The organism is Micromonospora sp. NPDC127501, assembly GCF_040302185.1.
Classification (GTDB): Bacteria; Actinomycetota; Actinomycetes; order Mycobacteriales; family Micromonosporaceae; genus Micromonospora.
The window spans coordinates 19,147-38,846 of sequence record NZ_JBEORJ010000024.1; the positions used below are offsets into that span (position 1 = coordinate 19,147).

14 protein-coding genes are annotated in these 19,700 nt (G+C 71.4%); 5 read left to right on the forward strand and 9 right to left on the reverse strand.

What is annotated here, in order from left to right; genetic code table 11:
• Positions 1 to 6: 6 nt before the first annotated feature.
• Together ABTW72_RS32235 and ABTW72_RS32240 are read right to left on the reverse strand one after the other, a co-directional pair.
• On the reverse strand, positions 7 to 447 hold the full coding sequence (locus ABTW72_RS32235; protein WP_350865553.1) for a hypothetical protein: 441 nt from the start codon (positions 445 to 447) through the stop codon (positions 7 to 9).
• A 262-nt stretch (positions 448 to 709) separates the two neighbouring features.
• Positions 710 to 2,710 (reverse strand): TIGR03960 family B12-binding radical SAM protein, encoded by a 2,001-nt coding sequence (locus tag ABTW72_RS32240; protein ID WP_112642074.1) that lies wholly within the window; start codon positions 2,708 to 2,710, stop codon positions 710 to 712.
• A 434-nt stretch (positions 2,711 to 3,144) separates the two neighbouring features.
• Here ABTW72_RS32240 and ABTW72_RS32245 point away from each other — a divergent pair, with 434 nt between their 5' ends.
• Positions 3,145 to 4,176: a hypothetical protein gene (locus tag ABTW72_RS32245; protein ID WP_350865556.1), complete on the forward strand. Its 1,032-nt coding sequence runs from the start codon at positions 3,145 to 3,147 to the stop codon at positions 4,174 to 4,176.
• A 479-nt stretch (positions 4,177 to 4,655) separates the two neighbouring features.
• On the opposite strand, the gene ABTW72_RS32250 is transcribed toward ABTW72_RS32245, so the two are convergent.
• From ABTW72_RS32250 to ABTW72_RS32260, 3 genes are all read right to left on the reverse strand, one after another.
• Positions 4,656 to 5,345, reverse strand: a complete 690-nt coding sequence (locus tag ABTW72_RS32250) for a lysophospholipid acyltransferase family protein (protein ID WP_112677258.1) — start codon at positions 5,343 to 5,345, stop codon at positions 4,656 to 4,658.
• A gap of 105 nt (positions 5,346 to 5,450) precedes the next feature.
• On the reverse strand, positions 5,451 to 8,645 hold the full coding sequence (gene ileS, locus ABTW72_RS32255; protein ID WP_350865559.1) for an isoleucine--tRNA ligase: 3,195 nt from the start codon (positions 8,643 to 8,645) through the stop codon (positions 5,451 to 5,453).
• Positions 8,646 to 9,047: 402 nt separating this feature from the next.
• On the reverse strand, positions 9,048 to 10,598 hold the full coding sequence (locus tag ABTW72_RS32260) for an alkaline phosphatase D family protein (protein WP_350865562.1): 1,551 nt from the start codon (positions 10,596 to 10,598) through the stop codon (positions 9,048 to 9,050).
• A gap of 230 nt (positions 10,599 to 10,828) precedes the next feature.
• Between ABTW72_RS32260 and ABTW72_RS32265 the strand changes: the two genes are divergently transcribed.
• Both ABTW72_RS32265 and sigJ read left to right on the forward strand, forming a co-directional pair.
• Positions 10,829 to 11,260 (forward strand): carboxymuconolactone decarboxylase family protein, encoded by a 432-nt coding sequence (locus ABTW72_RS32265; RefSeq protein ID WP_502892276.1) that lies wholly within the window; start codon positions 10,829 to 10,831, stop codon positions 11,258 to 11,260.
• Positions 11,257 to 12,135 carry an RNA polymerase sigma factor SigJ gene (gene sigJ, locus ABTW72_RS32270; protein WP_350865568.1) on the forward strand — a complete coding sequence of 293 codons (879 nt, stop codon included), beginning with the start codon at positions 11,257 to 11,259 and terminating at the stop codon, positions 12,133 to 12,135. The genes ABTW72_RS32265 and sigJ overlap by 4 nt, the downstream gene beginning before the upstream one ends.
• Before the next feature lie 37 nt (positions 12,136 to 12,172).
• Here sigJ and ndk read toward each other — a convergent pair whose 3' ends face one another.
• On the reverse strand, positions 12,173 to 12,598 hold the full coding sequence (ndk, locus tag ABTW72_RS32275) for a nucleoside-diphosphate kinase (RefSeq protein ID WP_091409968.1): 426 nt from the start codon (positions 12,596 to 12,598) through the stop codon (positions 12,173 to 12,175).
• 141 nt (positions 12,599 to 12,739) lie between these two features.
• Here ndk and ABTW72_RS32280 point away from each other — a divergent pair, with 141 nt between their 5' ends.
• Positions 12,740 to 14,203 (forward strand): VOC family protein, encoded by a 1,464-nt coding sequence (locus ABTW72_RS32280; protein ID WP_350865571.1) that lies wholly within the window; start codon positions 12,740 to 12,742, stop codon positions 14,201 to 14,203.
• A 38-nt stretch (positions 14,204 to 14,241) separates the two neighbouring features.
• Here the strand turns inward: ABTW72_RS32280 and ABTW72_RS32285 are convergent, their stop codons facing one another.
• From ABTW72_RS32285 to ABTW72_RS32295, 3 genes are read right to left on the reverse strand one after another with little or no spacing between them, the layout of a single operon-like run.
• Complete coding sequence (locus tag ABTW72_RS32285) at positions 14,242 to 14,676, reverse strand: DUF4233 domain-containing protein (RefSeq protein ID WP_350865574.1); 435 nt, start codon at positions 14,674 to 14,676, stop codon at positions 14,242 to 14,244.
• Positions 14,673 to 16,007, reverse strand: a complete 1,335-nt coding sequence (locus ABTW72_RS32290) for a bifunctional folylpolyglutamate synthase/dihydrofolate synthase (RefSeq protein ID WP_350865577.1) — start codon at positions 16,005 to 16,007, stop codon at positions 14,673 to 14,675. The genes ABTW72_RS32285 and ABTW72_RS32290 overlap by 4 nt, the downstream gene beginning before the upstream one ends.
• Positions 16,004 to 18,622 carry a valine--tRNA ligase gene (locus tag ABTW72_RS32295; RefSeq protein ID WP_350865579.1) on the reverse strand — a complete coding sequence of 873 codons (2,619 nt, stop codon included), beginning with the start codon at positions 18,620 to 18,622 and terminating at the stop codon, positions 16,004 to 16,006. The genes ABTW72_RS32290 and ABTW72_RS32295 overlap by 4 nt, the downstream gene beginning before the upstream one ends.
• A 69-nt stretch (positions 18,623 to 18,691) precedes the next feature.
• Between ABTW72_RS32295 and ABTW72_RS32300 the strand changes: the two genes are divergently transcribed.
• A complete protein-coding gene (locus ABTW72_RS32300; RefSeq protein ID WP_350865582.1) occupies positions 18,692 to 19,378 on the forward strand; it encodes a hypothetical protein in 687 nt (228 codons plus the stop codon).
• The last annotated feature ends 322 nt before the right edge of the window (positions 19,379 to 19,700 follow it).

Genomic DNA, 19,700 nt, shown 5'->3' on the forward strand with positions numbered 1-19,700 from the left:
TCCCCCTCAGGCCGTGTACGGGTAGGTGGGTGCGCCGCTGGCGGTGGGCGGCGGCGCCGCCGACTCCAGCAGCCGCTCGATCTCCTTGCCGTTGGCGCCGTTGCGCGCCTCGGTGTCGCGGAACGCCTTGGCGATCTCCTCGGTGCCCTCCTTCAGCGCGGTGAGCTTCTGGGAGAGCGTGTTGAGGTGCGCTTCCATGTTCGCCGTGGACCGCTCCAGGGCCCGCCACTGCATGACGGCGTCCTCGTACGCGCCGAACGGGGTGCCGTTCGGGACGGTCTGGGCGTTGTTGCTGTCGCCCTTCATCCGCGTCTTGATGCGTTCCATCTCGTACTTGATGGTGTCGTCGATGTACTGCCTGAGCCGCTCGACGTACGTGGCGGCGGCGTCCAGGTCCTCGACGCTGACTTGCAGATCGCCGATGCTCGGCGGCGGGATGCTGCCCATGTGCTTCCTCCCCCGTCCCCGACCCGCCGGGTCGGTCCATGTCAGACGCAGCGTATCGAGTCTGACCTAGTCGGGGCAGCCCCAGCTACCAGCACGTGGTACAGATGGCGGCCGATCTCGCGGAAGGGTCGGTGCCGGGCCACCGTGCGGCCGATCCCGAACAAACGCCAACGGGCCCGCGAGACGCGGACCCGTTGGGTGACATGTCGGATGTGGAGGGTGGCGGGTCACCGCCAGCCGACGCTGCCCGGAGGCGGCGCGGTCAGGGGTGCGAGTGCGAGTGGCCCGACGGGACCTTCATGCCGTTGCCGCCCAGCGGGGTGAGCGGCAGCAGCTTCTTGCCGGTGGGGCCGATCTGGATCTCGGTGTCCATCGATGGGCAGACGCCGCAGTCGAAGCAGGGCGTCCACCGGCAGTCGTCCTGCTCGAACTCGCTGAACGAGTCCTGCCAGTCCTGCCAGAGCCAGTCCTTGTCCAGGCCCGAGTCGAGGTGGTCCCAGGGCAGGACCTCCAACTCGTCGCGCTGACGGGTGGTGTACCAGTCGAGGTCCACCCCGAACGCGGGCAGCGTCTCGGCCGCCGCGTCCACCCAGCGCTGGTACGAGAAGTGCTCGCTCCACCCGTCGAACCGGCCGCCGTTCTCCCAGACCTTTCGGATGACCGAGCCGACCCGGCGGTCACCCCTGGAGAGCAGCCCTTCGATGAGCGACGGCTCACCGTCGTGGTAGCGGTAGCCGATGGCCCGGCCCAGCGAACGGTCCGCGTTGATGGCCTGCTTGAGGATCTTGAGCCGGTGGTCGATGACCTCCGGACGGTCCATCGCGGCCCACTGGAACGGGGTGTGCGGCTTCGGCACGAACCCGCCGATGGAGACCGTGCAGCGGATGTCCTTGGAGCCGGTCGCGGCCCGACCGGCCCTGATCACCTCGTGGGCCATCTCGGCGATCTCGAGGACGTCCTCGTCGGTCTCGGTGGGCAGGCCGCACATGAAGTAGAGCTTCACCTGCCGCCACCCGTTGGTGTACGCGGTGACGACCGTACGGATCAGGTCTTCCTTCGACACCATCTTGTTGATGACCTTGCGGATCCGCTCCGACCCGCCCTCCGGGGCGAAGGTCAGGCCGGTACGCCGCCCGTTGCGGGACAGCTCCTGCGCGAGGTCGATGTTGAAGGCGTCCACCCGGGTCGAGGGCAGGGACAGCGAGACGTTCGTGCCCTCGTACTGCTGGGCGAGGCCCGAGCACATGTCGCCGATCTCGGAGTGGTCCGCCGAGGAGAGCGACAGCAGGCCGACCTCGGAGAAGCCGGAGAACTCCAGGCCCTCGCGAACCATCTGCGCGACAGTGGTGATCGACCGTTCGCGCACCGGACGGGTGATCATCCCGGCCTGGCAGAACCGGCAACCCCGGGTGCAGCCCCGGAAGATCTCCACCGCGTACCGCTCGTGCACGGTCTCGGCCAGCGGAACGAGGGGCTTCTTCGGGTACGGCCAGGCGTCCAGGTCCATCGTCGTGCGCTTGTGCACCCGGAACGGCACGTCGGCCCGGTTCGGTACGACCCGCTGGATCCGGCCGTCCGGCAGGTAGTCGACGTCGTAGAAGCGCGGCACGTAGACGCTCTCGGTGCGGGCCAGCCGCAGCAGCAGCTCGTCGCGGCCGCCCGGCGAGCCCTCGGCCTTCCACTCCCGGACGATCGCGGTGATCTCCAGGACCGCCTCCTCGCCGTCGCCGAGCACCGCGGCGTCGATGAAGTCGGCGATCGGCTCCGGGTTGAACGCGGCGTGCCCGCCGGCCACGATCACCGGGTCGGCGTCGGTGCGGTCGGCGGCCAGCATCGGGATGCCGGCCAGGTCGATCGCGGTGAGCATGTTGGTGTAACCCAGCTCGGTGGAGAAGGAGATGCCGAACACGTCGAACCCGCGCACCGCCCGGTGCGCGTCGACGGTGAACTGCGGCACGCCGTGCTTGCGCATCAGCGTCTCCAGGTCCGGCCAGACCGCGTACGTCCGCTCGGCGAGGGTGTCGGGGAGCTCGTTGAGCACCTCGTAGAGGATCTGCACGCCCTGGTTGGGCAGGCCCACCTCGTAGGCGTCGGGATACATCAGCGCCCAACGCACGGTCGCCGCGTCCCAGTCCTTCGTCACCGCACCCAACTCGCCCCCGACGTACTGGATGGGCTTGGAGACCTGGGGTAGCAGCGGCTCGAGCTGGGACCACACGGAGTTGGTCGCGGCCGCGCGCGGCGTCGTGGACGGGGCACTCATGATGCCCAAGGGTACGCGTTCGTCCGGCGGCGATCGCGCGCACGCCCGATCGGCGGTGGTGGCGGCGCGGTACTAACCTCGGATCGGCGCGAGAGGAGATTGCCGCGATGCCGGAGCCCCAGCCGGGAGCACGGCCGGCCGACGGGAGCACCCCGGGCGCGGAGCCGGAGCGGGACCAGGCGGTCGCCGACGAGCCGACCTCCCCACCCGTACCCCCGGACCAGCCGGAACCCTCGGACCAGCCGGAACCCTCGGAACCCCCGGGCCCCTCGGAACCCCCGGGCCCTTCGGACCAGCCGGACCCCCCAGGCCCCTCGGACCAGCCGGAACCTCCGGGCCAGCCGGAACCCTCGGACCAGCCGGCACCCCCGGAGCAGCCGGAGCCCGCCGCGACCGCGGAGGTCCCGGCGCCCAGGTGGAGCGGTTCGGCCCCGGTGCCACCGCCGCTGCCCCGCCGACCCGTCTGGGGCGAGTCGGCCGAGCCGACCCCTCCCCCGCCGGTGGCCGTCGGGCCGCCGGAGCACCAGACCCCGGTCGACCCGTGGGCCGGCGTGGACACCGGCGGCTGGGACCTGCCCTCCGCCGAACTGCCCCCGCTGCCGCCCACGCTGTCGTATCCGCCGCCGCCGGACACCCGGCAGTGGTCCGGGCCGCCCGCTCCTCCGGCCCCGCCGCGGGACACCCGGCAGTGGTCCGGGCCGCCCGCTTCCCCGGCCGGGCCGCACCCGGTGCCGCCGCCGGCTGCCCCGAGCGCACCGCGGGCCATCGGACCCGTGGTGCCGGCCCGGCCGATGTCGCCACCCGCGCCGCCGAAGGTGCCGAAGCAGCGCCGGGGTCGGCGGTCCACCGCGCCACCGCCGTCGCCGCCGCCCGGCTGGCAGGCCCCCAAGGGGTACGTGCCGGTACCGGTCCGCCGACGACGCCGCTGGCCGTGGCTGCTGCTGCTCAGCCTGGCCTGCTGCTGTGGCTGCCCCGCCTACTACGGGTTCCCGATCTCGGCCCAGTACCCGGCGCGGGCGGCGCTGCCCGTCCAGGTGGACGACCTCAGCCTGCGACAGGACAGCCGCAGCACGGAGACCGCCAAGAAATTGGAGGGCGAGGTACGCAAGGAGCACTGGCTGGCCGAGGACACGTTCGCCGGCGTCTACGCCACGACGAGCGGCAAGCGGGTGACGGTCTTCGGCGGCACCGGCTTCCGGCTGAGCCCGGAGTCGGACGCGGAGGCCGAGATCAGCCGGCTCACCGAGCGGTACGCGTTGGATGCCCCGGAGAGCGTCGACACCGGTGTGCGGGGCAGGCACGAACGGTGCGCGGTGGGTAGCGCCGACGGCAGTGCCGTGGTGGTCTGCACGTCGGTCGACCACGGCAGCATCGCCACCGGCGTGTTCACCCGACTCTCCGTCGCCGACAGTGCCGAACTGCTGGGCACCCTGCGCGCCCAGATCGTCCAACCCGAGCGGGGCTGAGCCGCACCCCGGCCGGTCGGGGTGCGGTGATCCGCACCCGGGGCGCTCGGCCCGCGTGACACGGCCGCCAGCGGCAGCAGTCGTGACGCAGCGTCATGCCAGGCCGAGGCCACGAGGCAAAAGGAGGTATACCTCTGAGTCATAAATATGACTCAGAGGTATACCTCCTTCGAGACCGGGTGCCGCCCGGCCGGGCGGCCGGAAGGCGGGCGGCCGGGCCGCCGCGAGGCCGGGCCGCCAGGGGCCGGGCCGCCAGGGGCCGGGCCGCCAGGGGCCGGGCCGCCAGGGGCCGGACCGCCGCCAGGGGCCGGGCCGCCGCGAGGCCGGGAGGCCAGGGGCCGGGCGGCCGGGCGGGGCCATGCAGGGCTGTTTCGACGCCGCTGGCAGATCTGCCAGCAGAGGGCACGCTCCGCAGACCAGGGCTCCGACCCAGGCGCACTGGCGCAAGCCGACCGACGGGCAGGGTGCGCCCGGCGGGGTCAGGCGTCGCGGGTCGGGTCCGGGTGGGCGCGCGGCGGGGCGTAGCGGGGCACGTACTCCTGACCGGTGAGCTTCTGGATCTCACTCATCAGCTCGTCGGTCATCTGCCGCAGCGAGGTGCGGTCGTCCGGTCGGCCGGTGAAGTCCAACGGCTTGCCGAATCGAACCGTGATCTTGGCAGTGCCCGGCCGGGGCACCCGGGCACCGATCGGCTGGGCCTTGTCCGTGCCGATCATGCCGACCGGAATGATCGGCACGCCGGCCGAGATCGCCAGCCGGGCCGCGCCGGTCCGCCCCCGGTAGAGCTTGCCGTCCGGCGAGCGGGTGCCCTCCGGGTAGACCACCACCAGGTCACCGCCCTTGAGCGCCGGGATCGCCGCGTCGAACGCGGACAGCGCCGCCCGGCCACCGGCCCGCTCGACCGGGATCGCACCCAGGCCGGTGAGGACGAACTTGGAGATCGCACCCTTCACGCCAGTGCCCTTGAAATATTCCGACTTGGCCCAGAACGCCAGGTGCCGGGGGACGACAGTGCCGAGGAACAACTCGTCGGCCACCGAGAGGTGGTTGCCGGCGAAGACCGCGCCGCCGGTCTCCGGCACGTGTTCCAGCCCCTCCACGGTCGGGCGGAACGCCAACCGCAGCGTGGGCGCCACGGTGAGCTTGCCGATGGTGTAGAGCAGGGGCACTGGTCCTCCGGCAGATCAGGTGCGAACAGGCGGTGTCACGGTAGCGGACGCCTCCACACCTCCCGGACGGAGGTGGTGAGGCGCCCGCACCCTGGCGATGGTCCGTTATACCCGGCGGACGACCACCGTTACCCGCTCACCATCGCCGACCTCGCCAGCAAAGCCCTCCAGGCCCTCGCCAGCGGAGCCGTTCTGAGCATCGACGGCGGAGCCGCCCGGGCCCTCGGCGAAGTCCACTGAGTCGGCCAGCACCTCCGCGGAGACGAAGTCGACGTACGCGGACACCGCCGCGCGTACCTCGTCGGACGCCGACACCGACACCACGATCCGGTCCGAGACGTCCAGGTCGGCGTCCCGGCGGGCCTGCTGCACCACCCGCACCACGTCGCGGGCCAGCCCCTCGGCGGCCAACTCCGGGGTGACATCGGTGTCCAGTACCACCACGCCCTCGCCGCCGGGCAGCGGCGCGGAGTGCTCGGCGTCGGCGGCGACCAGGCGCAACTCGTACTCACCCTCGGCGAGGGTGACGCCGGCGGCCACCGGGGCGCCGTCGACCAGCTCCCACTCGCCCGCCTTGACCGCCTTGATCACCTGCTGCACCTGCTTGCCGACCCGCGGGCCGAGCGCCCGGGGCACCACCGTCAACACCTGCTCGCAGTACGCGGACAGCTCCGCGCTGAACTCCACAGTCTTCACGTTGACCTCGTCGGCGACCAGGTCGGCGAACGGCCGCAACTGCTCCGCGGCCGGCGAGGCCACGGTCAGCTTCGACAACGGCAGCCGCACCCGCAGCGCCTTGGCCTTGCGCAGCGACAGCGCCGCCGAGGCCACCGCCCGCACGTTGTCCATAGCGGCGACCAGGTCGTGGTCGGCCGGGAACTCGCTCGCCTCCGGCCAGTCGGTCAGGTGCACCGAACGCTCCCCGGTCAGGCCACGCCAGATCTCCTCGGCCGTCAGCGGCGCGAGCGGCGCCACCACCCGGCAGAGGGTCTCCAGCACCGTCGACAGGGTGTCGAAGGCGTTGGCGTCACCGGACCAGAACCGGTCCCGGGACCGGCGCACGTACCAGTTGGTCAGCGCGTCCAGGTAGGACCGTACGGTGGCGCAGGCACCGGAGATGTCGTACGCGTCCATCTGCGCGCCGACCGTGGACACCAGCTCGTTCGTCTTCGCCAGCACGTACCGGTCGAGCAGGTGCGTCGAGTCGGTACGTCGCCGCGCCTGGTACCCGTCGGCGTTGGCGTAGAGCGTGAAGAAATACCACACGTTCCACAGCGGCAGCAGCACCTGCCGGACGGCGTCGCGGATGCCCGCCTCGGTGACCGCCATGTCCCCACCGCGCAGCACCGGCGAGGACATCAGCATCCAGCGCATCGCGTCCGAGCCGTACGCGTCGAAGACGTGGTACACGTCCGGGTAGTTGCGCAGGCTCTTGGACATCTTGCGCCCGTCCGAGCCGAGCAGGATGCCGTGGCTCAGGCAGTTGCGGAACGCCGGCCGGTCGAACAGCGCGGTGGCCAGCACGTGCATCGTGTAGAACCAGCCGCGGGTCTGCCCGATGTACTCGACGATGAAGTCACCCGGGTAGTGGTGCTCGAACCAGTCCGCGTTCTCGAACGGGTAGTGCACCTGGGCGAACGGCATCGACCCGGACTCGAACCAGCAGTCCAGTACCTCCGGCACCCGGCGCATCATCGACTGCCCGGTCGGGTCGTCCGGGTTGGGGCGGACCAGGTCGTCCACCGCCGGCCGGTGCAGGTCGGTCAGGCGTACGCCGAAGTCCCGCTCGATGTCGGCCAGCGAACCGTAGACGTCCAGGCGCGGGTAGTTGGGGTCGTCGGACTTCCACGCCGGGATCGGCGAGCCCCAGAACCGGTTCCGGCTGATCGACCAGTCCCGGGCGTTGGCCAGCCACTTGCCGAACGAGCCGTCCTTGATGTGGCCGGGCGTCCAGTTGATCTCCTGGTTCAGCTCGACCATCCGGTCCCGGAACTTCGTCACCGCGACGAACCACGACGACACCGCCTTGTAGACCAGCGGGGTGTCGCAACGCCAGCAGTGCGGGTACGAGTGGGTGTAGGTGTCCTGCTTGAGCACCACCCCCCGGTCCTTCAGCTCCCGGATCACCGGCTTGTTGACGTCGAAGACCTGCTCACCCTGGTACGGCGGGACCAGCGCGGTGAACCGGGTGTGGTCGTCCACCGTGACGATGGTGGGGATGCCGGCGGCGTTGCAGACGTTCTGGTCGTCCTCACCGAAGGCTGGGGCCAGGTGCACGATCCCGGTGCCGTCCTCGGTGGTGACGAACTCCGCGCCGAGCACCTGGTAGGCGTTCTCCCCGGCCTGCTCGACGAGGAAGTCGAACAGCGGCGTGTAGCGGCGTCCGGCCAGGTCCCGGCCGTACACCGTGCCGACCTGCTCGTAGCCCTCCAGCTCCTTGGCGTACGCGGCAAGCCGCGCCGCCCCCACCAGGTAGCGGTCGCCGTCGCGTTCGAGCACCGCGTACTCGATGTCGGGCCCGACGGCGAGCGCCAGGTTCGACGGCAGGGTCCACGGCGTGGTGGTCCAGACGCCCAGCTTGACCGGCCCGCGCACCAGCTCCGGCGCGGACTCGTCGGCGGTCAGCTCGAACCACACCGACAGGGTGGGGTCGTGCCGGTCCCGGTAGACGTCGTCCATCCGGGTCTCGGTGTTCGACAGCGGCGTCTCACAGCGCCAGCAGTACGCCAGCACCCGGAAGCCCTCGTAGATCAGACCCTTGTCGTGCAGGGTCTTGAAGGCCCACATGACGCTTTCCATGTAGTCCAGGTCGAGGGTCTTGTAGTCGTTGGTGAAGTCGACCCAGCGGGCCTGCCGGTTGATGTACCGCTCCCAGTCCTGGGTGAACTCCAGCACCGAGGTACGGCAGGCCTCGTTGAACCGGTCCACGCCCAGGTCGATGATCTCCGCCTTGCTGGTGATGCCGAGCTGCTTCTCGGCCACCACCTCGGCGGGCAGGCCGTGGCAGTCCCAGCCGAAGCGCCGCTCGACGTGCCGGCCGCGCATGGTCTGGTAGCGCGGCACCACGTCCTTGACGTAGCCGGTGAAGAGGTGACCGTAGTGCGGCAGGCCGTTGGCGAACGGCGGGCCGTCGTAGAAGACGTACTCGTTCTTGCCGTCCGTGCCGGCGGGGCGGGCCTCGATGCTGGCCTCGAAGGTCTTGTCGGCCGTCCAGTGCTCCAGCACCCGGCGCTCGACCGCGGGCAGGTCCGGGCTCGCCGGCACACCGGCGGCGGTCGGGTCGTGCAACGGATAGGCCATCGGGGGTCGCTCTCCTCGTGCAGTCACTCAACGTGGGACTGCGAGGACGAACCTTCCGGGGTACGCCTCAAACGACGCTCCCGGGTGGCCCGCGGTACCACCCCGCTTGGCGGTCAGGATCGACCGCCCGCTCATTGTCGGCTGTGACGGGCCGCACCCGTCCGGTTCTACTGGGCCGGTTGCCCGGCTGTTCTTCCGGAGGCTCACCGGTGATGGCCGGGTCATCGCCTTACGGTGCCCAACGATACAAGACCCGCCCCCCAACCCGCCGCCGAGTAGCGGCGAACCGGACCAGCGGCTCATGACCCGCCTGACCAGCCTCGCCGACCCCCGCTGATCATGAGGTTGACGGGTCGGTAGCTCGCCGAACCGCCCGCCAACCTCATGATCAACAAGCTGCGGTCAGGGGGCCGGGAGGGTGGTGCTCCACAGCGAGGCACCGTCGCGGTCGCGCAGGTGGACCGTCAGGGCCTCGGACTCACCGTCGATGGTGACCTCGCCGAAGTGCTGGAAGCCCCCCGCCGGGCCCGTGTTGGCCACCGGCGGCGCGTGCACGAAGGCCGCCTGCGGCCCGAACGTGCCGTCCAACGCGTTCGGGCCGAACGCACCGGCGTGCGCCGGGCCGGAGACGAACTCCCAGAACGGGGTGAAGTCGCCGACCGCCGCGCGGGACGGGTCGTAGTGGTGCGCGGCGGAGTAGTGCACGTCGGCGGTCAGGAAGACCATGCCGGTCACCCCGGCCCGGTGGGTGGCCCGCAGCACCTCGGCGAACTCCAACTCCCGGCCCGCCGGCGCACCCGGGTCGCCCTGCGCGACACCCTCCTGCGCGCCCGGACCGTCCGGCACGACCACGCCGATCGGCAGGTCGTTGGCGATCACCTTCCAGGTCGCCGTGGAGCGCTTCAGCTCGCGGATCAGCCACTCCCGCTGCTGCCGGCCGAGCAGACCACGCTTCGGGTCGGCGTACGTGTTGCCGTCGTTCGGGTCCTTGTGGGTACGCATGTCGAGCACGAACACGTCCAGCGACGGCCCGTACGACAGCCGCCGGTACATCGGCCCGTCGACCGGCACCGGTAGCCACTCGTTGAACGCCTGGCGGGCCCGGGCGGCGAGTACGTCGACCCGCCGCTCGGTGTAGCGCGGGTCGTCCAGGATCTCGCCCGGGTACCAGTTGTTCAGGACCTCGTGGTCGTCCCACTGGTTGATCTGCGGCACCGCCGCGGCGAACTCCCGCAGATGCTCGTCGAGCAGGTTGTACGCGAACTGCCCCCGGTACTCGGTCAGCGTCTCGGCGACCTTGCTCTTCTCCGGGGTGACCAGGTTGCGCCAGATCCGCCCGTCGGGCAGCGTCACCGACTCGACCAGCGGACCGTCGGCGTACACCGTGTCGCCGCTGCACAGGAAGAAGTCCGGCCGGGTCTGCCGCATCGCCCGGAAGATCGACATACCGCCGAAGTTCGGATCGATCCCCCAGCCCTGCCCGACCACGTCGCCGGTCCAGACGAACTTCACGTCGCGCCGCCGGTGCCGCCCCGGCGCGGTGGTCAGCGTCCCGGTCAGCGGCTCGCTGACCACCCCGTGCCGATCCAGGCTCTCCACCCGCACCCGGTAGTGCAGGCGCTCGGCGTCCGGCAGGCCCCGCAGCCGAACCTTCCCGGTGAAATCGCCGTTCGGGCTGAGCACCGGGCCGCGCAGTTTGCGCGCCCCCCGGAAGTCCGGCCGACGGCTCACCTCGACCAGCATCCGGCCCGGCCGGTCGGCCCGCGTCCAGACCAGTGCCGAGTCCGCGGTCACGTCGCCGCTCTGCACGCCGTGGGTGAGCACCGGGCGCGCCGCCGGGCGCCAGGCCGGGGCGGCGTTCGCGCCGGCACCGCCCAGCAGGGCGCCGCCGGCGGCTCCGGCACCGACCACCAGGCCGGCCCGCAGCAGGGTACGTCGATCAAGCTCGGTCATGCTTCCTCCCGATCATGGGTTGACCCCGTGGGTCTATCGGGCGGAGGTGACCGTGAGCGGCGGCCCGGGTGACGCGAACGCGAACGCCGATCGTCAATCGGTCGGTCGGCGCGCCGCCCGCCCCGGCCACCTCGGCGACATGAGCGGGATCACAGCCGGTGTTGTCACGACGCGGCCCGGCCCACCCGTCGTATCGGCGTCGGACCGATCAGGAGGTAGTCGTGCAACGGATGAACCCGGCCGAGGTCGCACCGCAGGCGTACAAGGCCGTCATGGGGTTGGAGAAGTACGTTCAGACGAACGTGGACCACACCGTGCTGGAACTGGTGAAGCTGCGGGCATCGATGATCAACGGGTGCGCGTACTGCGTGGACATGCACAGCCGGGACGCACTCGCCGGCGGCGAGTCGAGCCGGCGGCTGTTCGCGGTCGCCACCTGGCGGGAGGCGCCCTTCTTCGACGAGCGCGAGCGGGCCGCGCTGGCCCTCACCGACGCGGTCACCCGGCTCGGCGAGCACGGGGTGCCGGACGAGGTGTGGAATGACGCCGCGAAGGTCTGGTCGGAGAAGGAACTGGCCGACCTCGTCATGGCGATTGCCACAATCAACGTGTGGAATCGGATCGGGGTGACGATGCGGCTGGAGCCTCCGGCCCAGGCGTGACCACCGACGCGGCAGCGGAAGCGGCCGGTGCGCTCGAGGCGCACCGGCCGATGCTGCTTGGGCTCGCGTACCGCCTGCTCGGCAGCCGGCACGACGCGGAGGACGTGCTCCAGGAGGCGTACCTGCGCTGGCTGGGTGTGGACCGGGTCCGGGTCGAGGAGCCGCGCCGGTACCTGTCCAGGGTGGTCACCCGGTTGGCCCTGGACCGGCTGCGCGCCCGGCAGGCGGCCCGCGAGACGTACGTCGGGACGTGGCTGCCCGAGCCGGTGTCGACCGCGCCCTCGCCGTTCGGGCCGCTGGACCGGGTGGAGCTACGCGACTCGCTCTCCACCGCGTTGCTGCACGTCCTGGAGCGGCTCACCCCGCCGGAGCGGGCGGTGTACGTCCTGCACACGGCCTTCGACCTGCCGTACGCGGAGATCGCCGAGATCCTGGACCGGTCCGTCGCCGACTGTCGGCAGCTGTACCACCGGGCGACCGCGCGGGTACGGCAGGAGCAGCGTCGGTTCACCGCCAGCCGCCCGGAGCGGGAGCGGCTGCTGGACGCGTTCCTCGCCGCCGCCCGCGACGGTGACCTGGCGAGGCTCACCGACCTGGTGGCCGCCGACGCCACCGCGTGGAACGACGGCGGCGGTCGGGTGCGAGCCGCCCTCAACCCGGTCACCGGCGCGGACCGGATCGCCCGGTTCTACGCCGGGGTCTACGGCCCGCGTCACCGAGTGGCGATGGATCCGGTCGAGCTCAACGGGGAACCGGCGATGCTGATCACCCGCGCGGACGGCAGTCGGTACACGCTGACCATCGCCGCGGCCGACGGACGGATCACCGGGATCTACGTCGTCGGCAACCCGGCGAAGGTGCCGGCGATCGGCTGAACCCGGACCTCGCCGGTCGGCCCCGAGCCGGTGGGCGTCAGCCCAGCTCGGGGAACCAGAGCGCGATCTCGCGCTTGGCGCTGTCCGTCGAGTCGGAGGCGTGCACCAGGTTCTCCCGGTTGGACAGCGACAGGTCACCCCGGATGGTGCCGGCGGCGGCCTTGCGTCCGTCGGTGGCGCCGACCAGCCCGCGGACCACGTCGATGACCTGGTCGCCGGAGAGCACCAGGGCGACCAGCGGGCCGCCGGTCATGAAGTCCTTCAGCGGCGGGTAGAACGCCTTGTCGACGTGCTCGGCGTAGTGCTCGTCGGCGAGCGCGGCATCCATCGTCCGGTGCACCATCGCGTCGATCCGCAGCCCCTTGCGCTCGAAGCGGGAGAGGACCTCGCCGACCAGGCCGCGGCGAACCGCGTCGGGCTTGATCAGAACGAGGCTGCGCTCATCCGGGCTGTTGCTGGACACGCTGGGTTCCTCCTGTACGCGGTGAACGCTCGGGATCGGTACGGTCAGCCTAGCGACCCGGTCCCGGCGCCGGCGCGGCGGCCGGTCTTTCCCCCGGTGGCCGATCCGGCCTAGCCTGGTCCTGACCCCGGGAGGTCCACTGTGGCGAATGGCGGGAACCGACCCATCGCGCCGGTACGCAAGCTGATCGGCGCGGTGCTGGGCACCGTGGCCACGTTCGTCGTCCTGTTCGGGCTCGGCATGACGAGTTGGGCCATCGTGGCTCTCGGCGTCGCCCTGCTGGTGCTGGCGATCGCGCTGGCGACCGTACGCGGCGGCGGACGCACGTGGGTCGTCGGCGTCGGGCACGTGCACAGCGCCTCCGAACCACCCACCCAGTACGCGTTCGGCCGCTGCGAACTGCAACTGGTGATTGACGCCCCTGGTCTGCCGCCCCGGTCCAAGAAGATCATTGAGCCGAGGGTGCCGGTCTCCAAGTGGCCGTCGCTGGGCCAGACGCTGCCGATCCGGGTCGCGCTGGACGACCAGCGGCACGTCAAGGTCCTCTGGGACGAGGTGCCGACCCATGCCGAGACCGCCGCTGCCGTCGCCGATCTTCCGCCGGAGTTCGCCGACGCGGAGGCGATGGACGAGCTGTTGATCCAGCAGGACGCGCCGCCGTGGGCCGACCGCGCGCCCGACGACGACTTCCGCGACCCGGTCGGTGACCCGTTCCGGGACCCGGTCGGTGACCCTTTCCGCGACCCGCTCGGTGACCCGCTGCGCACCGACCCTTCGCGCGACGACCTCCGGCACGACGACCCGGGCGTCATGCCCGAGGAGCGCGAGCCCGTGGTGATGCACCAGAGCCCGGGTGGTCCGGTGGTGTTGGAGGGCGTCGTCGTCGAGCCGCAGACCGGTGGGCTGCCCCGGCGGGCGACCACTCCGGCACCGCGCCCGCCCGCCGAGGAGCGCTTCGACGAGCCCACCGCCGACCGGTTCGACGCTTCGGAGGAGAGCGGCACGACCGCCCCACCCGCCGAGGACCCCGTCGACCCGCCCAGCGCGCAGCGCTTCGACCCGCCGCCCGCGCAGCGGTCCGGCCCGGGCGCGGCCGACCCGCTGGACCCACTCGATCTTCCGCTGGACGATCCCTCCCCGGCCGGGGACGCACGCGCGACCGTGACCGACGAGGAACTGGACCAGGCGATCTTCGGGTTCGACGCCGGCTCGGCCGCGGACCCGGCCGCGCCGATCAGCGGGGTGGGCCTCACCCTGCTGGTCACCGACCTGCCCCGGTCGCTCGATTTCTACCGCGACGTGCTCGGCTTCAGCGAGGTCGACCAGGGTGCCCACAACGCCGTCCTGGCCTCCGGGACGACCCGGATCGTCCTGCGCGAGGTGACCGGGGCGGCGCCCATCAGCCGCAGACTCGTGCACGTCAACCTTGAGGTGAGCGACATCGAGGCGGCGTACGAGCGGTTGCGCGAGTCGGGCGTCCGCTTCACGTACGCGCCCCGGGTGGTCAACCGGGGCACCAAGCTGGAGGTGTGGGCGGCGGCGTTCCGCGACCCGGATGGCCACGGCGTCGCGCTCACCCAGTGGCGCGAACGCGCCGACGCCTGACCCGGCCCGCCTTCGGACGGCGCCGGCCGGGTCCGGCGTCAGCCGAGAATGACGCGGCGAACGTGCAACGCGTACGCCCAGACCAGGGCGAAGATGATGCCCAGCCCGAGCAGCGACCAGTGCAGCAGACCGCCCAGCAACAGCAGGCCCTGGAGCACGGTGCCGGCGTTCCAGGCCCACGGGCGACGCATCATGCCGGCGAGCACCACGGCGGCCACCGCCAGTGCCACCACCGCACCGATCGCGGCGCCGCCGAGGTCACCGCCGACCACCCGGATCGGCTGGATCGCCAGCAACAACACCAGCGCCTCCAGGCTGAGCGTGCCAGCGCCGAGACCGCGTACCGCCCGCTCCGGGTTGCGCAACCCGGAGCGTCGCGGCTGCCCGGCCGTGGGCTCCTCCCCCACCGGCTGCTCGGCCGGCGGACCGGTCGGGTCCTCGGTGGGGTGCGGGTCCCGCTCCGGGCTGGTCATCGCTTCAGCAGCCGGCGCGCGTCGGCGACCGTCACCACGGACCCCGTGACCAGCACCCCGACCCCGCTCAGCTCACCGGGGACGTCCTCCTCGGCCATCGCCACCGCCAGCTCGATCGCATCCGGCATCTCCTCGGCCGAGGCCACCCGCTCCTCGCCGAAGATCTCTGCGGCCAGCGCGGCGAGTTCCTCCGTCGGCATCGCCCGTGGCGAGCTGTTGCGGGTGACCACCACCTGGTCGACCACCGGCTCCAGCAACTCCAGCAGCGCTTCCGCGTCCTTGTCGGCCAGTACGCCGATCACGGCCACCAGCTTGCTGAACGCGAACTCCTCCTGGAGCGCGGTGACGGTGGCCTTCATGCCGTGCGGGTTGTGCGCACCGTCCAGCAGGATCGTCGGGGCGTTACGGACCCGCTCCAGCCGACCCGGGGAGCTGGTCGAGGCGAAGCCCTCCCGGACCGCCTCGATGTCCAGCTGACGTCGAGCCCCAGCGCCCAGGAACGCCTCCACGGCTGCGAGCGCCATGGCCGCGTTCTGGGCCTGGTGGGCACCGTGCAGCGGAATGAACACGTCGTCGTACACGCCACCCAGCCCTTGGAGGGTGAGCACCTGACCGCCGACCGCGACCGCCCGACCCAGCACGCCGAACTCGCCGCCCTCCCGAGCGAGCGTGGCCCCGACCTCGGCGCAGCGTTCGAGGAGGGGGCCAGCGGCCTCCTCCTCCTGGGCCGCCGAGATCACGGTGGCCCCCGGGTGGATGATGCCGGCCTTGGCCAGCGCGATGTCCTGGAGCGTGTCACCGAGCCACTCCGTGTGGTCCAGGCCGATCGGGGTGATGACGCAGACCCCCGCCTGGAGGACGTTCGTGGCGTCCTCGGCGCCACCGAGGCCGACCTCGACCACCGCGATGTCGACCGGCGCGTCGGCGAACGTGGCGAACGCCAACGCGGTGGTCATGTCGAAGTACGTCAGCGGCTCGTCGGAGCGCGCGTCGACCAGCTCGGCCAGTGGCTTGATCTCCCGGTACACCGACGCGAACCGTTCCTCGCTGACCGGCTCCCCGTCCAGGCTGATCCGCTCCCGGACGGTCTCCAGGTGCGGGCTGGTGTACCGCCCGGTGTGCAGCCCGTGCGCCCGCAACAGTGAGTCGATCATCCGCGCGGTGGAGGTCTTGCCGTTGGTGCCGGTCAGGTGGATCGCCGGGTACGCCCGCTGCGGGCTGCCGAGCAGGTCGAGCAGCGACTCGATCCGGTCCAGCTCGAAGACCATGCGGGTGAAGCCACGGGCGTTCAGCTCGGCCTCGACGGCGGCGAATTCGTTACGGTCGGTCACGAGGGCAGTGTCTCCAGAGCAGCGTCGATCCGGACCAGGTCGGCCTCGGCGGTGGCGAGCCGGTCGCGGATCTTCGCGACCACCGGCTCGGGGGCCTTGCCGATGAAGGCAGGGTTGTCGAGCTTCGCCCGGGCCTGCGCGACCTCCTTCTCGGCTGCCGCGCGGTCCTTCGTCAGCCGGGCCCGCTCGGCGGCCACGTCGATCGACCCCCGGGTGTCCAACGCGACGCCGACCGCGCCGGGCATGGCCAACGTGGCGCTGGCCTGGAAGTCGTCACCGGCCGGATCCAACCGGACCAGCGAACGGATCAGCGGCTCATGGGCAGCGATACCCGCGCCGGACAGCCCGTCCAGGCGGGCAGCCACCCGCTGCGTGGGGCGCAGTCCCTGGTCGGAACGGAACCGGCGGATCTCGGTGACCACCCGCTGCACGGCGACCAGCTCGGCCTCGGCGGCGTCGTCGACCAGCGACCGGTCGGCCACCGGCCAGGCGGCGGCCTGCACCGTCTCGCCGCCGGTCAGCGCGAGCCACAGCTCCTCGGTGACGAACGGGATGACCGGGTGCAGCAGCCGCAGCAACTGGTCGAGCACATGCCCGAGCACCCGGCGGCTGGCCTCCGCGCGCTCACCGCCCTCGGCGAGCACCGGCTTGCTCAGCTCGACGTACCAGTCACAGACGTCGTCCCAGGCGAAGTGGTACAGCAGGTCGCACACCTTGGCGAACTCGTACGCCTCGAACTGCTCGTCGACCTCGGCGGTGACGTGCGCCAACCGGGACAGGATCCAGCGGTCGACGGTGGAGAGCTGCTCGGTGGGGGGCAGGTCGCCCGTGGTGTGCGCGCCGTTCATCAGGGCGAACCGGGTGGCATTCCAGAGCTTGTTGCAGAAGTTGCGGGAGCCCTGGCACCACTCCTCGCTGACCGGGACGTCCTGGCCGGGGTTCGCGCCCCGCGCCAGGGTGAACCGGGTGGCGTCGGCGCCGTACCGGTCGATCCAGTCCAGCGGGTCGACCACGTTGCCGAACGACTTCGACATCTTCTTGCCGAACTGGTCGCGGACCATGCCGTGCAACGCCACCACGTCGAAGGGCGGCCGGCCGTCCATCGCGTAGAGGCCGAACATCATCATCCGGGCGACCCAGAAGAACAGGATGTCGTACCCGGTGACCAGCACACTGGTCGGGTAGAACTTCGCCAGGTCCGGGGTCTGCTCGGGCCAACCCAGGGTGGAGAACGGCCACAGACCGCTGGAGAACCAGGTGTCCAGGACGTCCTCGTCCTGGTGCCAGCCCTCGCCGGTCGGCGGCGCCTCGTCGGGGCCGACGCAGACGATCTCACCGGCCGGGCCGTACCAGACCGGGATGCGGTGCCCCCACCAGAGCTGGCGGGAGATGCACCAGTCGTGCATGTTGTCGACCCAGGCGAAGTAGCGCTTGGCCAGCTCGGCCGGCTCGATGCGGACCCGACCATCGCGCACCGCGTCACCCGCGGCCTGGGCCAGCGGGGCGGTGTTGACGAACCACTGCAGCGACAGCCGCGGCTCGACGGTGGTCTTGCACCGCGAGCAGTGCCCGACCGCGTGCACGTACGGGCGCTTCTCGGCGACGATCCGGCCCTGCTCCCGCAGCGCCGCCACGATCGCCGGTCGTGCCTCGAACCGGTCCAACCCCTCGAACGGGCCGGGCACGGTGATCACACCGCGCTCGTCCATCACGGTCAGCGCGGGCAGGTCGTGCCGCTGGCCGATCTCGAAGTCGTTCGGGTCGTGCGCCGGCGTCACCTTGACCATGCCGGTGCCGAAGGACGGGTCGACGTGCGCGTCGGCGACGATCGGGATCCGGCGGCCGGTCAACGGCAGCTCGACCTCGGTGCCGATCAGGTGCTGGTAGCGCTCGTCGTCGGGGTGCACCGCCACGGCGGTGTCGCCGAGCATCGTCTCGGCCCGGGTGGTGGCCACCACGACCTCGTCGCTGTAGCGGATCGAGATCAACTCGCCGTCGTCGTCGGTGTGCTCGACCTCGATGTCGGAGAGCGCCGTGAGGCAGCGCGGACACCAGTTGATGATCCGGTTGGCCCGGTAGATCAGGCCGTCGTCGAAGAGCTTCTTGAAGATCGTCTGGACGGCGCGGGTCAGCCCCTCGTCCATGGTGAAGCGCTCGCGGTCCCAGTCGACGGAGTCGCCGAGGCGGCGCATCTGGCCGAGGATGGCACCACCGGACTCGGCCTTCCACTGCCAGACCCGCTCGACGAACTTCTCCCGGCCGAGATCGTGCCGGGAGAGCCCCTCGGCGGCGAGCTGACGCTCGACCAGGTTCTGGGTGGCGATGCCGGCGTGGTCCATGCCGGGCAGCCACAGCGCCTCGAAGCCCTGCATCCGCTTACGCCGGGTCAACGCGTCCATCAGCGTGTGCTCGAACGCGTGGCCCATGTGCAGCGAGCCGGTGACGTTCGGCGGCGGGATGACGATGGTGAAGGGGGGCTTGTCGCTGTCGGCGGAGGCCCGGAAGTGTCCGCCGGCTACCCACTGCTCGTACCGTCGCTGCTCTACCTCACCGGGCTGGTACTGGCCGGCAAGGGTCGGGGCGTCGGGGCGTCGGGCATCCAGTCTCTCGGTCACCGGACAAGTCTACGGAGGGCTTCCGCAGACCTGACGTGCGCCACCTGCCGTTCGCGTACGGTGTCGGCTATGTCCGACGCACATCTCACCGAGCGGTCGCGCGACGGCGGCCGCGAGCCGGTCGAGCTGACCGAAGAGCCGATCCAGCTGAGCACCCGGGACTCCGGAGGCGACCCCGACGAGCGGTCCAGCGGCTGGTCACGCCGCCGCAAGATCGGCTGGACGGTCGCACTGGTGGTCGGTCTCGCCGGCGCGGGCGTGCTTGGTGTCGGCGGGTGGCGGGTGGCGCAGCAGAAGGACACCCAACTGGCCTCACCCGATCGGGTGGCGGGTCTGACCCGCGACGACAGCGAGCGGGCGAAGAGCACTGCCGACTATCTGCGCAGCGGCCTGGCGGCGAACATCGAACTGGACCGCAGTTTCGGCACGGTCTACCGCGACCCCGCCGACGACAAGCGCTCAGTGCTCATCTTCGGGGGCACCACCCTGCTCTGGCAGCCGGAACGGGACCTGGACAGCCTCTTCCGCCTGATGTCGGACGAGACCGGTGCGGTGAACGGTCTGCGGGAGCTGCCCGCGGGTGATCTCGGCGGGGTGTTGAAGTGTGGCAGCACCAGCGGCGAGGGCGGGGACTTCGCGGTGTGCGGCTGGGCCGACCACGGCAGCGTCGTCATGGCGATGTTCCCGGGCCGGTCGGTCAGCGACGCCGGCGGCCTGCTGCGCAACCTCCGCGGCGGGATGCAGACCCGAGGCTGACCGACCCCGCCGGCCCGCCGGCCGCTCCGCCGACCGCAAGACCGCAGCATCCTGGATGTAGTGGTATCCGCCCGCCGTGAGGCCACTACATCCAGGAACGAGCGTGACCTTGCCAGCTCCGGGCGCCCTGAGCCCCTCTTCCCGTCCTCACCGGGTCACCGGGTAGCCCGGGGTAATCAGGAACCCGGGTCGATCAACCCGGGCGGTGATACGCGGGAAAAGGGGAGACGCAGAAAAGGCCACCCCCCATTGGGGGTGGCCTTTTCTGGAAGATTGTCCGGCGGCGTCCTACTCTCCCACACCCTCACGAGTGCAGTACCAT

Bases quoted from the DNA above. Each gene is read 5' to 3' on its own strand.
- ABTW72_RS32265 (WP_502892276.1), top strand. From the start codon at position 10,829: ATGAACCCGGCCGAGGTCGCACCGCAGGCGTACAAGGCCGTCATGGGG.
- ABTW72_RS32300 (WP_350865582.1), top strand. From the start codon at position 18,692: ATGTCCGACGCACATCTCACCGAGCGGTCGCGCGACGGCGGCCGCGAG.
- ABTW72_RS32240 (WP_112642074.1), bottom strand. From the start codon at position 2,710: ATGAGTGCCCCGTCCACGACGCCGCGCGCGGCCGCGACCAACTCCGTG.
- ileS (WP_350865559.1), bottom strand. From the start codon at position 8,645: ATGGCCTATCCGTTGCACGACCCGACCGCCGCCGGTGTGCCGGCGAGC.
- ABTW72_RS32285 (WP_350865574.1), bottom strand. From the start codon at position 14,676: ATGACCAGCCCGGAGCGGGACCCGCACCCCACCGAGGACCCGACCGGT.
- ABTW72_RS32260 (WP_350865562.1), bottom strand. From the start codon at position 10,598: ATGACCGAGCTTGATCGACGTACCCTGCTGCGGGCCGGCCTGGTGGTC.
- ABTW72_RS32235 (WP_350865553.1), bottom strand. From the start codon at position 447: ATGGGCAGCATCCCGCCGCCGAGCATCGGCGATCTGCAAGTCAGCGTC.